Raw genomic sequence first — 13,911 nt, forward strand, 5'->3', positions numbered from 1 at the left:
CTCTGCTGTTTTAAAGGGAGATTTACAATATTATGAAAACAAAATCAAATAAAAAGAAAAATCATGTACCGATTCGAATGAATGCCTTGTTTTTATCGGTATTTTTTCTCTTTTCAGTGCTTGTATTAAGATTAGGCTACATACAAATTGTCAAAGGTGAAGAGTACAAACGGACTGCCTATCTGACTGAAAATGTTACGACAAAGCTTGATGCCCCACGTGGCAAAATGTTTGATGCGAACTATCGGGTAGTAGTGGATAATGAACCAGTTTTCTCGATCACTTACACAAGAACGCGTGAAGCTGACGCGGTAAAAAGACACGAAATCGCGAAAAAGCTCGCAGAACTGATCGAAAAAGAATCAGAAGAATTAACCGAACGAGATAAAAAGGACTATTTTATCTTTTTAAATGAAGGAGAAGTGAAAAAGAGAATTTCCACCTCTGAAAATGAAAATACTCCTCCAGAAGAGCTTTATGATTTAATGCTTGAAAAAGTAACTCAGAAAGACATTGATTCATTAACAGAACAGCAGCTTGAAGTGCTGGCGATTAAAAGTGAAATGGATAGAGGGTATACACTTTCCCCACAAAGAATAAAAATTGGTGCAACCAAAGAAGAAATCGCTTTGATCAGTGAACACCTTCCTGAGTTAGAAGGTGTGGATATAAAACCTGATGCAGAACGGTCTTATCCATTTGAAGAATCCTTTAGGGATATTTTTGGACAGGTGAAACAAATTCCCAAATCAAAGATGGATTATTACACTTCGAGAGGTAATGACCGAAATGATATGGTTGGTACGAGCTTTTTAGAAGAGCAATACGAATCGGTTCTGCGTGGCACGAAAACAAAGATCAAATATGTAACGGATAAAGTTGGGAATCCGGTCGGTGATCCGGTCGAAGAAGATGGTGCAAGAGGCAGTGATCTTGTATTAACGGTTGATATGGAACTGCAGCAAGAAGTAGAAACGGTTATCGAAGAAAAATTAAAAGAAGCTATTAGAGGTAAGTATGCTTATGACAACAAAGAATTAAAAAATGCTTATGTTGTTATGATGGATCCGAATACAGGCGAAATCTTATCCATGGCTGGAAAAGAGTATAATCGGAAGACAGGCAAATTTAGTGATATTCCATTCGGTAACATTTACCATTCTTATGCGATGGGTTCAACTGTTAAGGGAGCTACTGTTTTAACTGGATTACATGAAGGTGTAATTGATCGAAATACTATAATAAACGATGCTCCGCTCAAGTTCGGAGATGGAAGACAATTAAAATCACATGCGAATATGGGACCTGTTGATGCAGTAAAAGCATTAGAAGGATCATCAAACGTTTTTATGTGGCATATTGCGATGCGTCTTTCAGGCTATGATTACTCAAACAAACGATTTAATGAACATAATGTTAGAGAAGCTTTTGAAATTCTGAGGAATTCTTATAGTCAATTTGGTCTTGGTGTGCCTACGGGTATTGACCTGCCATCTGAAGCAACAGGCTATAACACTGGAATGAGCAATGAATTGTTCCAAGCTATGTTTTTCTCGATCGGACAATTTGACACATATACACCTATGCAACTGGCACAATATGTTTCAACTATTGCAAACGGCGGTTTAAGAATGCAGCCTCATTTATTAAAAGAGATAAGAGAACCATCTGTAGATCCGAATAAACTAGGTAAACTACAATATCGCTTTGAACCGAATGTTATAAATAAAATTGAAATGAGCCCAAGTGACATTGAAGTCGTTCAAAAAGGATTTTACGAAGTAATGCATGGATCTAATGGAACAGCGGCTTGGATCTTTAAAAACAAAGATTACAACCCTGCAGGGAAGACCGGAACGGCAGAAGTCGATAAGGAAACTGGTTTAGTTAACAAAACACTAATCGGGTATGCACCGTACGAAAACCCTGAAGTGGCTTTTGCGGTAGTTGTACCAGACATAAGAGAAGGTTATACAAACAATGAGATCGCAGAAGGTGTTCTCGACGCATATTTTTCAATGAAAAAAGAAGGGGTACCAACTAATCCTGAATCTAAACAAACGAACGAGGAGAAAGAATCGCGCTAATCAGTGCGGTTTTTTTTTGTATAGTTTTAGGAAACAAGTAAAAGAATAGAAATATTCAATTGCAATTCAGTCTTAACAATCTCTTTACAATTCATTAAAACCTAATTAATATTCCAGGTTTATTGTAGTAAGTGTAAGAAAGAAACAAGCTTTACGGGATTCATGGCCCGAGAGATAAAAGTCTCTAACATGAAAAAGTTGAAAATTACATTTAGGGGGACCTATCAAGATGAAGAAAATGAAGTCTGTGTACCTATTAGCTGTAATGTCACTAATCTTAGTTTTCGCAGCAGCTTGTGGAAATAAGAGCGAAGATGGAGCAGCTGGCGGCGGAGATCTAAGCGGAAAAATCAAAATTGATGGATCATCCACAGTATTCCCAATCATGGAAGCTGTTTCTGAAGAGTTTCAAGCTGCGAATCCTGATGTGAAAGCAACAGTTGGAGTTTCAGGTTCTGGTGGTGGTTTTGAAAAGTTTGTTCGTGGAGAACTTGATCTTTCAAACGCTTCTCGACCAATTAAGGAAGAAGAAAAAACAGCAGCGAAAGAAAAAGGAATTGAATTTACAGAATTTGAACTTGCAAAAGACGGTTTATCAGTTGTTGTTTCAAAGGAAAATGACTTTATTGACCACCTTACAGTAGACGAACTTAAAAAGATTTTCCTTGAAAAAGATGCAGCAAAAACTTGGGCTGACGTTCGTGAAGGATGGCCGAAGGAAAAAATTGAAGTTTTTGCTCCTGGTACTGATTCTGGAACATTTGACTATTTCGATGAAGTAATCCTTGAAGAACAACCTATGCGTCGTGATGCTCAGCTTTCTGAAGATGACAACGTTCTTGTGCAAGGTGTAACGGGTTCTAAAGATGCGATTGGATTCTTCGGTTATGCCTACTACCAGGCAAATAAAGATAAATTAAAAGCTGTTCCTATTGATGGCGGAAATGGTCCTGTTGAACCGAATCCAGAAACAATAGAATCCGGTGAATATGCTCCACTTTCACGTCCGCTATTCACATATGTGAACAACAAATCAGTGAAAGAGAACGAAGCGGTTTATGAGTACATGAAGTTTACTCTTGAAAATGCTGGTGAGCTTGCATCATCTGATACGATCGGATACGTGTCTCTTCCAAAGGAAAAATACGAAGAGCAAATGAAAAAGCTCGATGAACTTGCAGGTAAATAAATTTCTTTATGGAATAACTTAACAAAATAATAAGGGTGAGGAGAATTACTGCTCCTCACCTTTCACCTGTTTAGTATTATCGAATTATAGGAGGGCTTGTTGGTGTCAAGAGATAAATCAAACCAAAAATCGATCCGCTCCATGATTCAGGAGAATAAATCTTCAAGAAGTCAATCGGCGGTAATGGAAAAGGTAGTTCCAAAAATCTTTTTGATCTGTGCAATTATATCTATTTTTACTACATTAGGTATTGTCTTTACTTTACTAACAGAAACTTTTACTTTTTTTAATAGAATCTCAATCGTTGAATTTTTTACAAATACAAGATGGTTTCCTTTTACTGCTGACAAAAATGCAGACTATGGGATCCTAGCGCTGGTCATGGGTACTTTGACTATTACAGCCATTGCTATGGTTGTTGCAATCCCTGTAGGTCTTGCTGTAGCTATATATTTAAGTGAGTATGCATCAGCTAAAACGAGAAAGTTTATTAAACCTATTCTAGAAGTATTGGCTGGGATTCCTACAATCGTTTACGGATTCTTTGCGCTCACATTTGTAACACCGTTATTAGACAAGATCATCCCTGGAGGAATCTCCATTTTTAATGCATTAAGCCCAGGTATTGTTGTTGGAATTATGATTATACCTATGATTGCTTCGTTATCTGAGGACGCAATGAATGCTGTGCCAAATTCTATGAGAGAAGGTGCAATGGCATTAGGAGCAACCCGTTTTGAGGTTGCAATGAAAGTCGTTTTACCAGCCGCATTATCTGGTGTTATTGCTTCCTTTGTACTTGGTATTTCAAGAGCTATCGGTGAAACGATGATTGTTACTATTGCTGGTGGGTCAAGACCTACTGCAGATATCAATGTTACAGAATCTATTCAGACAATGACTGCCTATATAGTCCAAGTCAGCCAAGGAGATACTGGATATGGAACGACGATTTATTACAGTATTTATGCGGTAGGGATGACATTGTTTGTTTTCACGTTAATAATGAATTTACTTGCTCAGTTTATTTCTCGCAAGTTTAGGGAGGAATATTAATGGCTTTGATTAATAAAGAGTTCGTTAAAAAGAGAATGGGAAGCAGAATTGCGGCGAACGGATTTGCTAAATTTCTTTTTATTCTTGCAACATGCTTCTCTTTACTTGTATTAGGGGTATTGATTTATAGAATCCTATCGGATGGATTACCTTATTTAAGCTTGGATTTTATAACGAACTTTGCTTCTAGAATGCCGGTACGTGCAGGAATTTGGTCTGCTTTGTTAGGAACGATCTGGATTATGGCAGTAACTGCACCAGTATCATTTATCCTTGGCGTAGGCACAGCAATTTATTTAGAGGAATATGCAAAGAAAAATGCTTTTACAAAATTTATTCAAATTAATATATCGAATTTAGCTGGTGTACCCTCCATTGTATTTGGATTACTTGGACTTACTATTTTTGTACGCTTGGCTGGGCTAGGATCAAGTGTACTAGCTGGCGGGTTAACCATGAGTCTATTAATACTTCCTGTTATTGTTGTAGCATCTCAAGAAGCCATTCGAACGGTGCCAAGAGAAATAAGAGAAGCTTCATTCGGAATGGGTGCTACTAAGTGGCAAACGATTAGAAGAATTGTCTTTCCTGCTGCTCTTCCTGGAATCTTGACTGGTACCATTTTAGCTTTATCACGTGCAGTAGGGGAAACAGCACCATTATTAGTCCTTGGCGCTCTAGCTTATGTAGCGTTTGTACCAGAAAATCTGTTTTCACAGTTTACGGTTCTTCCAATACAGATTTACAACTGGACTAGCAGGCCGCAAGAAGATTTCCATATGCTGGCTGCAAGTGGGATTATTATTCTAATGATTATTTTACTGATCATGAATTCAATCGCTGTTTATATCCGTAACAAGTTTCACAAGCGTTTTTAACTGAGAGAGGGAGGACAAAAACATGGATATTACAATTAATAAGCAATTAGTTCAAAAAGTAGAAAAAGAGCAGGAATTTAATCCTGTTTTTAAAATAAATAATTTGAATTTATGGTATGGACAGGATCATGCCCTAAAAGATATTAAATTTAATATACCTGAAAAGCAAGTTACAGCAATCATCGGACCGTCTGGCTGCGGAAAATCAACTTTTATTAAAACACTGAACAGAATGGTGGAAATGGTTCCGATCGTTCGTATGTCCGGGGAAATTGTTTACAGAGAAAAAAATATCTTTGATCCTAAATACGGTGTAGAAGAACTTCGTACACAAGTAGGTATGGTGTTTCAAAAGCCAAATCCATTCCCAAAATCGATCTATGACAATGTAGCTTACGGACCTCGAATCCATGGCATCAAAAATAAAAAAGTACTGGATGAAGTGGTTGAAAAAAGCTTAAGAGGCGCAGCGATCTGGGATGAAGTTAAAGATCGTCTGAATGAGAATGCTTATGGATTATCCGGCGGTCAGCAGCAGCGTCTATGTATTGCACGCTGTCTTGCTATTGAACCAGACGTAATCTTGATGGATGAACCAACATCTGCACTTGATCCCATTTCTACATTAAAAGTTGAGGAACTTGTACAAGAGTTGAAAAAGGATTATAGCATTGTTATCGTTACACATAACATGCAGCAAGCAGCTCGTATTTCAGACCGTACAGCTTTCTTCCTAAATGGGGAAGTTGTAGAATACACAGATACCAGCACATTGTTCTCAAATCCAACTGATAAACGAACAGAAGATTATATTACAGGACGTTTTGGCTAATAAAAGGAATAGGAGTGGGATAAATGGTTGTTCGTGAAAATTTTCAGCTTCAATTAGAAGAAATGAAACAAGCCGTTATTCAGATTTCAAAGCTAACTGAAGAAGCTTTGCTTGAATCGGTAGAAGCTTTAAAAAATCAAGATCTAGATAAAGCATTAGAAGTAATTGAAAATGATAACAGAATTAATGTCTTAGAAGATGAGATAAATGATTTGGCAATCCTTTTGATCGCAAAACAAGCTCCTGTAGCATCAGATTTAAGACGAATTATCGCAGCTATTAAGATTTCATCTGATATTGAAAGAATGGCTGATTTTGCAGTAAATATTGCAAAATCTACGATTCGAATCGGTAAACAAGAGTTGATTAAACCTCTTGAAGAACTTCCAAAAATGGCGCAACATGCGATTAAGATGCTGACTGTGGCTACTAAAGCTTACGTGGAAGAAGACGTTGCCCTTGCAAAAGAACTTGCAGATATGGATGATTTCGTTGATGAAACATACGGGAAAATTATTAAAGAGCTTCTAGAGTTAATGACCAAGAATCCTGATCACCTTTCGCAGATTAGCCAATTGTTGTTTGTATGCAGATACATCGAACGTACTGCGGATCATGCAACGAACATTGCTGAGAGTATTATTTTCTTAGTAAAAGGCAAGCGATACGGATTGAATGATTAAACTAGGCTGTTTTTAAACGAGCTTCGTAGCTTATGGAAGTGGTGAAATTCCGTTGCAGGACTCGCTTTCCGCAGGGTGTGCGGTGAGCCCATTCGTCGCCTTGCGACATTGAACGGTCTCACCTGTCCCACTCATCCTGCTGGAGTCTCGCCCTTCCACTCCAATTCACTTTTCAATGATAAAATCTCTCAGCAGCAATAATCTTTTTGAAAAGAACAGTAAACAAAGAGAGCAGGCGTGATACGCCTGCTCTTTCTATGTAATAAATTTATGAACTTGTAATCTCTTTAGCTAGTTCATCAAAGTTCATGTTGCTGTTCACCTGATGAGATTCAGCTCTCACGGCACCTTCTAAATTATTGGACCTTAGATACTTTAAGAATTCTTTACTGTCTTTAATGATGTTTCCTTTTTGCAGAAGGTCACAAACCTCGCCAGTACTCATACCTTGTGTGATCGTTAAAGTCATTTGATAGACTTTTTCTTCTTCCTTTTCTGGTTCAGTCTTGGCTTCTTCTTTTGCAGGAGCAGCGGCTGCACTCTCAGCTTCTGTTAAAGAAGTATATTCATCTTTTGAAATTGCCAACTCGCCTTTTTCAGAAAGATATTCTTCCACTGCAGTATCCGTCAGTTCAGTACGGTTTTCTGTATCCGCTGTGTAATATACACCAGCTAATATTCCAGTAGAAATTATAATACCAGCTGAAAATCCGCGAAGGTTTTTGCTCGTCATACTAATTTCCCCTCACAAATTTAGTTCTTATCGTTTATCATCATTTCATCTTCAAGAACTTTTAACTTCTTTTTAATTTGATAAATTTCTTTCATTAATTGGATCGTAAAATTTTCAAGCTGTGTTTCAACTGAGTTTTCACGATTTTTTCGAAAGGAAAGAATCAAAAGAATAATACCAACTAGCAATAATCCGAAAATTGCAAACTCCATAATATCCTCCCTATTAGTAAAGCTATACCCTTTACTTTTATAACATAGTATCTATTTGCGGTATAGGTTTTTTCACAAAAGTTTACACAAAATACAACATTTCGACTATTTTCATGACATTCCACAAAAATAAATTCCATAAATTAGAATAAAAGGGTTCTTTTTGTGTGATTTTGTCTTAATTTCAGAATAATCTGATGAAGCAACCGGTTACAAAAACTTTACATAAACTGTAATCCCATGCAGGATAAAGAACCGTCAATTTTCGACTTTTTTGACACATTGTACATAAAAATATCTAGTGATACGATTGTTTAAAATCTATGAATAAGTATAAGTTTACTAGAATAATTGATTAAGATGAGGTGATGAACTTGATCGAAGATATTGTGAAATTAAAGGAAAGAGGACTTACGCTGCAAGAAATTGCTGAAAAAATGAATATGTCTTTAGGCAAGGTTCAATACCGCTGGAATAAGTACCGGCAGCAGCAAATTGAACCACAAGAGGTTCCTGCTTCTTCAAAAGGAACGGAAAAAGAAAAATGGTCAATGCCGTTTGAGTATACGGAAGCAAATGCATGCCTCATGCCTCGTACTCCTGAGAGTTTATATGTATATTGGAGTTTTTCAGAATCAATCAAGAATATGGCTGAACACCACTTCCGTACAAAGTGGGAGGAGCTTCCGAGTGTTCTGAAAATATACGATGTTACGGATATTCTATTTTATGGGCATAACGCACATAGAACATTTGAGATCGATCTTCCTCCCATGACAAACAACTGGTTCTTGCACTCGTTAGAGCCTGACCGCACATACATTGCAGATATTGGTACTCGCACATTTGACGGCAGCTTTTTTACATTGTTGCGTTCAAATCCAGCTGAAACTGGTGCAGCCGAAGTGAACAGTTCTTACGATGAAAAGATAGACCGATGGAAACAGCAGAACATAACGCAGCCAGAATGGCTTGAGAATTTTTCTACTTATTCATACTATCAAAAAATCAGATAGGAGAGTATACAATGTCTAACGGGTATTTCGCATTGATTTTGCACGCTCACCTTCCCTATGTGAGGCATAATGAAGCAAATAGATTAGAGGAAAGATGGGTATTTGAGGCACTTTCTGAGTCTTATATCCCGTTAATATGGGTTCTCGAAGAACAGCCTGAATCTTTATCTTGGACCTTATCATTTTCCCCCCCATTACTCGAACTTTTGAATGATCCAGTTATTCAGAAACGCTATTTAGAGCATCTCGATTCTACTTTAAAACTCATCAAAAAAGAAAAAAGCTTCTCAAAAAACAAACAAGAAAAAGAAATTATAAGCTTTTACGAAAAACGCTATAAAAAGGTTATGGATACTTATCAAAATCATGACTGCCAGATTATCCAAGCATTTAAATCCTTTATGGATGAAGGGAAAATCACATGTATTACATCCGCTGCAACTCATGCTTTTTTACCGTATGTTCAAACTGAACAAGGAGTAAAAGCGCAGATTCTTGCTGGTATAAATACGTATGAGAAATATTTCGGAAGTAAACCAACAGGATTTTGGCTTCCAGAATGTGCTTATTCTCCAGGTGTGGATAAAATATTAGCTGATGCTGGTATTCGTTACACGTTTGTTGATGAACAAACACTTCTTAAGAGCAAACCTGTTCCAAGTAAAGGAATAGGAGCACCTGTATATTCCCCTCATGGGGTAGCGTTATTCCCTAGAAATCAGTTTATTTCTGAGACTATTTGGAATTCTTCTATTGGATACCCAGGTGATTTTGATTACAGGGAGTTTTATCGCGACGTAGCTTATGAACGTGACTTTGATTATATAAAAGGGTTTATTCATCCAGACGGTATCAGAGTAGATACTTCGCTGAAATATTGGCGAATTACAGGTGATACCGAAAATAAAGACTGGTATAACAGAACGTATGCTGAAGAAAAAGTAAAACAGCACTCCAATGATTTTAACATCCGCATCAAAGACTACTTACATAACAACAAACAATCTTTTCCTCCTCAACTTATTACGGCGCCTTTTGACGCAGAACTTTTTGGACACTGGTGGTTTGAAGGACCCGAGTTTTTACTGCAATCCATGAAAGTTTCGAATGAAAGAAGCATCAGCTGGATCACACCACAAGAATTTTTACACAGACATTATCAAGACCTTGACACCGTCAGACCTAGCTTTTCAACATGGGGAAGGAATGGGACTGGAGAAGTTTGGCTGAACAATGAAAATGCATGGATGTATCGACATCTCCATTATTGTGAGAAGAAATTAGTTGAACTAGCTGCTAAGCTTTCAACAGAAAAAGTGAATATTGTAATCGAACGTTATGCTAACCAAATGGTAAGAGAATGGATGCTTGCGGCAAGTTCTGATTGGGCTTTTATCATTGAAGGAAATAGCGCTGCACAATATGCAAAAGATAGATTTCAAGAACACATTGAAAGGTTTCATACATTATATGAAGCTATTCAGAATGAAAGCTATAACGTTAAAGAAATCTCAGAATATGAAAATGAATATCCATTTATCATGATAAGTTTATGGCATTACTTTAAAAATCAGCATGATTTATATGTGAATATGCAGTATGCAGAGGAAGACCGTAAAGGCAAAAAAATACTCATGCTCTCTTGGGAATTTCCGCCGATGGTAGTTGGCGGGTTGTCGAGACATGTATTTGATTTATCAAGAAAACTAACTGACTTGGGGCATGAAGTGTATGTGCTCACTTCGTCAGTAGACGGCTATCCAGAATACGAAATTAATAATGGCGTTCATGTATACAGGATTAAAGGGAAACAGCCATCTTTTGAATCTTTCTTTCATTGGACGGGTAGCTTGAATCTAGCAATGGCCGATTATGCTATTGAACTATCCAAGAAAATTAAGTTTGACTGTATTCATGCTCATGATTGGCTCGTATCTGTTGCTGCGTTAGCGGTAAAAAGAGATTTAGAACTTCCGTTAATTACGACAATACATGCTACAGAACATGGAAGAAACAATGGGATCACTTCACCTCTTCAATATGAGATTAATCAAAAAGAGTGGGAGCTGATGGATGGTTCTGATAGCCTCATTGTCTGCAGTACTTACATGAAAAAAGAACTTACGGATGTTTTTCAAATACCTGAGGATAAAATTGCAATTCTGCCTAATGGAATAGATCCGCAGCAGATTATAGCTGAATCATCGAATGATGAACTTAATGGTGATAATCGATCTGATAATGAACTATTGCTATTTTCAGTAGGAAGGCTCGTAAAAGAAAAAGGCTTTCAAACGATTGTTGAAGCTGCAGATATTTTAAGAAACAAAGGACTTCAAGTGAAATTTGTGATTGCCGGTAAGGGACCTCTATTTGATGAACTAAATGAAATGGTGAGAAAAAAACATTTAGAAAATCATGTTCATTTGGCCGGTTTTGTCAGTGATGAGGAGAGAAATACGTGGTTTGCAAAAGCGGACGCAGCACTTTTTCCAAGTCATTATGAACCTTTTGGCATCGTTGCACTTGAGGGGATGGCTGCTGGAAAATTAACGATTGTCTCTGACACCGGAGGATTAAAAGAAATTATAGAGCACGAGGAAACCGGCCTGAAAATCTATCCGAATGACCCTCACAGCATTGTATGGGCAGTAGAATATATGATTGCTAATCGTGAACATTGCAAAGAAATGACTAGAAAAGGTGAAGAAACAGCTAGAACCGTTTTCAGCTGGGATTCGATTGCAGAAAAAACTGCTGACTTATATAACAAAGTTCAAAATAATACAGCAAAAGTAGGAGGAATGGTGTAATGAAAGGTGTAATCATGGCTGGCGGAAAAGGAACACGTTTAAGACCTCTTACATGCAACATGCCAAAACCTATGGTGCCCATGCTTCACAAGCCGGTTATGGAATACGGCATTGAGCTGTTAAAAAGGTACGGAATAACGGATATTGCTGTTACCGTTCATTATCTTCCAGATGCCATCAAAAACTATTTTGGAGATGGTCGGAATTTTGGAGTCAATCTCCATTATTTTGTAGAAGATTCCCCTCTTGGAACTGCAGGTTCGATTAAAAATGCTGAAGATTTTTTAGATGAACGGTTTATTGTCATTAGCGGAGATGCTTTAACTGATTTTGACCTGGAAAAAGGGATTGATTTTCATGAAGAAAAGGATTCTCTTGTTACAATTTTTATGAAACAAGTAGAATCCCCTTTGGAATATGGTGTAATCATGACGAATCAGGAAGGTAAGATCATACGATTCTTAGAAAAACCAAGCTGGAATGAAGTTTTCAGTGATACAGTGAATACTGGTATCTACGTTCTTGAGCCAGAGGTTTTCCAATATATCGAAAAAGATGTACCTGTTGATTTCAGTAAAGATTTATTTCCTTTACTAATGAAGGAAGATAAAAATCTGTTCGGGTATCAAGCAGATGGTTACTGGTCAGATATCGGAAGTCTGCAGCAATATCGCCAGTCTCATTATGATATGTTAAATGGCCTTGTCAATCTTCCCATTGTTGGAAAAGAGGTTGAACCTGGCATCTGGATTGGTGAGAACGTTTTTATTGAAGAAGGAGCTAAGATCGAGGGTCCTATAAGTATTGCAGATGGCGCTGTCGTACGAAGAGGAGCTCATGTTGGCAAACTGTCTGTTGTGGGAAAAAATAGTGTGGTGAGTTCGGGAAGTTCATTGAAAAAAACAGTTTTATGGAATGATGTTTTTGTAGGCGATCAATGTGAGCTGAGAGGTGCTACTATTGCCAATGGTACAAAAGTTGAGAAAGATGCATCGATATTTGAGCATGCTGTAGTAGGGAATCATTGTACGATCGGCAAAAGTGCAACTTTAAAACCGGATGTGAAAATATGGCCGGAAAAAGAAATCTTTGAAGAGGCACTTGTTCATACTTCAATCGTGTGGGGAAAAAAGGCGACCAAGTCTTTGTTTGGTTCAAGGGGAGTTTCAGGGATAGCGAATGTTGAAATTACTCCTGATTATATCGCAAGACTAGCGTCTGCATACGGTGCGGTTCTTCCGTATGGTTCACAGATTCTGATCGCAAGTGATTCGCATGATTTTTCTGTAATGATCAAGCAATCTTTTATCCAAGGACTTCATTCTTCAGGTGTACATACACTTGATATCAGCCCGACGGTGGCACCAGTAGTCAGATTTTCAATCGAGGAAGAGCGTTTGGAAGGCGGGGTTTACGTCCGTTTCTCAAACCCTACTGGTGAAAAACAATTAATGATCGAGTTTTATGATAACAAAGGTTTGCCGATCCACTCCGATCTTGAAAGAAAAATTGAAAATGCATACTGGCAGGAAGATTATAGACGGGCATCGTTTGATAGAATTGGTAAAGGGGCGGTACAGGCCAATAAACACGAGGATTATATTTCTGCACTGCTTGAAGAAATACAGGAAAAAAGAATACAAGAAGCAAAATTCAGGGTTGTTGTGAATTATAATCATCAGCCGTATTTGAATTTTATTCCGAATCTCTATAATAGGCTTAACTGTGAAATTCTAACTGCTCCTTATCAGACGAAGCCTGAAGAAATGGCTTCATTTGTTAGAGTAACAAATGCCAACATTGGTGTGTTGATTGGTGAAGCAGGAGAAACCTTGCGATTGATTACAGAAACTGGTGAAGTCTTAGACGAAGAAACCATGCTGGCTCTTTACGTTTTCACAGCTTTTTCTCAGGGCAAACAAAAGGAAATGGCTATTCCTGTTTATGGATCTTCTGCTTTAGATTCAATCGCAGAACGGCTAAAAGGGAAACTGATCCGTACCAAAGCCAACCCAAGATCCATAATGGAAGTTGGCGAAGGGGTCCTAAACTATCAATACGATGCACAATATGCATTTGTTCATATCCTTGAAGTGATGGCGATGCAGCAAATAACACTTTCAGAGCTCGTAAAAATGCTGCCTGATGTGCATATGTTGAGAGAATATGTACCATGTCCAAAGGATAAAAAAGGACGCGTAATGCGAAGGCTGATGGAAGATATAAGGGATAACAATGTAGAGCTTCTAGATGGAATAAAGGTATTTCATCCAGAAGGGGGCTGGACATTAATTTTACCTGATGTAGAACAACCTGTTTTCACAGTTTATTCTCAAAATACGGATCCCGAACAAGCAAAACAGGCTGCTTCACAATACATCGAAAAAATTCAGCTGTATCAGCGGGTGTAAA

The 13,911-nt window shown here is 37.7% G+C and carries 11 protein-coding genes; 9 read left to right on the forward strand and 2 right to left on the reverse strand.

Annotated features, from left to right (window positions below; all coding sequences use genetic code 11):
• Positions 1–32 precede the first annotated feature (32 nt).
• The 6 genes from EV282_RS07030 to phoU all read left to right on the forward strand — a co-directional run bounded on the left by EV282_RS07030 (position 33) and on the right by phoU (position 6,725).
• Positions 33–2,087, forward strand: a complete 2,055-nt coding sequence (locus EV282_RS07030) for a penicillin-binding transpeptidase domain-containing protein (protein ID WP_130294919.1) — start codon at positions 33–35, stop codon at positions 2,085–2,087.
• A 229-nt stretch (positions 2,088–2,316) separates the two neighbouring features.
• Positions 2,317–3,276, forward strand: coding sequence for a PstS family phosphate ABC transporter substrate-binding protein (locus tag EV282_RS07035; protein ID WP_130294920.1), 960 nt, complete (start codon positions 2,317–2,319; stop codon positions 3,274–3,276).
• Between the two features lie 99 nt (positions 3,277–3,375).
• Complete coding sequence (gene pstC, locus EV282_RS07040; protein WP_413466118.1) at positions 3,376–4,332, forward strand: phosphate ABC transporter permease subunit PstC; 957 nt, start codon at positions 3,376–3,378, stop codon at positions 4,330–4,332.
• Positions 4,332–5,210: a phosphate ABC transporter permease PstA gene (gene pstA / locus EV282_RS07045; RefSeq protein ID WP_130294921.1), complete on the forward strand. Its 879-nt coding sequence runs from the start codon at positions 4,332–4,334 to the stop codon at positions 5,208–5,210. The genes pstC and pstA overlap by 1 nt, the downstream gene beginning before the upstream one ends.
• 22 nt (positions 5,211–5,232) lie before the next feature.
• A complete protein-coding gene (gene pstB / locus EV282_RS07050; RefSeq protein WP_130294922.1) occupies positions 5,233–6,042 on the forward strand; it encodes a phosphate ABC transporter ATP-binding protein PstB in 810 nt (269 codons plus the stop codon).
• 23 nt (positions 6,043–6,065) lie between these two features.
• Positions 6,066–6,725: a phosphate signaling complex protein PhoU gene (phoU, locus tag EV282_RS07055; RefSeq protein ID WP_130294923.1), complete on the forward strand. Its 660-nt coding sequence runs from the start codon at positions 6,066–6,068 to the stop codon at positions 6,723–6,725.
• A 268-nt stretch (positions 6,726–6,993) separates the two neighbouring features.
• On the opposite strand, the gene EV282_RS07060 is transcribed toward phoU, so the two are convergent.
• Positions 6,994–7,458, reverse strand: coding sequence for a hypothetical protein (locus tag EV282_RS07060; protein ID WP_130294924.1), 465 nt, complete (start codon positions 7,456–7,458; stop codon positions 6,994–6,996).
• A 20-nt stretch (positions 7,459–7,478) separates the two neighbouring features.
• Positions 7,479–7,670: a hypothetical protein gene (locus EV282_RS07065; protein WP_066290945.1), complete on the reverse strand. Its 192-nt coding sequence runs from the start codon at positions 7,668–7,670 to the stop codon at positions 7,479–7,481.
• 374 nt (positions 7,671–8,044) lie between these two features.
• Between EV282_RS07065 and EV282_RS07070 the strand changes: the two genes are divergently transcribed.
• Genes EV282_RS07070 through EV282_RS07080 form a run of 3 tightly spaced genes read left to right on the forward strand, consistent with a single transcriptional unit; the run spans position 8,045 to position 13,910 of the window.
• Positions 8,045–8,686, forward strand: coding sequence for a DUF4912 domain-containing protein (locus EV282_RS07070; RefSeq protein ID WP_165389387.1), 642 nt, complete (start codon positions 8,045–8,047; stop codon positions 8,684–8,686).
• Between the two features lie 11 nt (positions 8,687–8,697).
• A complete protein-coding gene (locus EV282_RS07075; protein WP_130294926.1) occupies positions 8,698–11,499 on the forward strand; it encodes a 1,4-alpha-glucan branching protein domain-containing protein in 2,802 nt (933 codons plus the stop codon).
• Complete coding sequence (locus tag EV282_RS07080; RefSeq protein WP_130294927.1) at positions 11,499–13,910, forward strand: sugar phosphate nucleotidyltransferase; 2,412 nt, start codon at positions 11,499–11,501, stop codon at positions 13,908–13,910. Before EV282_RS07075 ends, EV282_RS07080 begins: the two co-directional genes overlap by 1 nt.
• Position 13,911: the final 1 nt, after the last annotated feature.

This window comes from Fictibacillus sp. BK138, from assembly GCF_004216955.1.
Taxonomy (GTDB): domain Bacteria; phylum Bacillota; class Bacilli; order Bacillales; family Fictibacillaceae; genus Fictibacillus.

What these genes read in the sequence shown, in the direction of transcription:
- EV282_RS07030 (WP_130294919.1), top strand. Translation starts at nt 33, where the DNA reads ATGAAAACAAAATCAAATAAAAAGAAAAATCATGTACCGATTCGAATG.
- EV282_RS07035 (WP_130294920.1), top strand. Translation starts at nt 2,317, where the DNA reads ATGAAGAAAATGAAGTCTGTGTACCTATTAGCTGTAATGTCACTAATC.
- pstA (WP_130294921.1), top strand. Translation starts at nt 4,332, where the DNA reads ATGGCTTTGATTAATAAAGAGTTCGTTAAAAAGAGAATGGGAAGCAGA.
- pstB (WP_130294922.1), top strand. Translation starts at nt 5,233, where the DNA reads ATGGATATTACAATTAATAAGCAATTAGTTCAAAAAGTAGAAAAAGAG.
- phoU (WP_130294923.1), top strand. Translation starts at nt 6,066, where the DNA reads ATGGTTGTTCGTGAAAATTTTCAGCTTCAATTAGAAGAAATGAAACAA.
- EV282_RS07060 (WP_130294924.1), bottom strand. Translation starts at nt 7,458, where the DNA reads ATGACGAGCAAAAACCTTCGCGGATTTTCAGCTGGTATTATAATTTCT.
- EV282_RS07065 (WP_066290945.1), bottom strand. Translation starts at nt 7,670, where the DNA reads ATGGAGTTTGCAATTTTCGGATTATTGCTAGTTGGTATTATTCTTTTG.
- EV282_RS07075 (WP_130294926.1), top strand. Translation starts at nt 8,698, where the DNA reads ATGTCTAACGGGTATTTCGCATTGATTTTGCACGCTCACCTTCCCTAT.
- EV282_RS07080 (WP_130294927.1), top strand. Translation starts at nt 11,499, where the DNA reads ATGAAAGGTGTAATCATGGCTGGCGGAAAAGGAACACGTTTAAGACCT.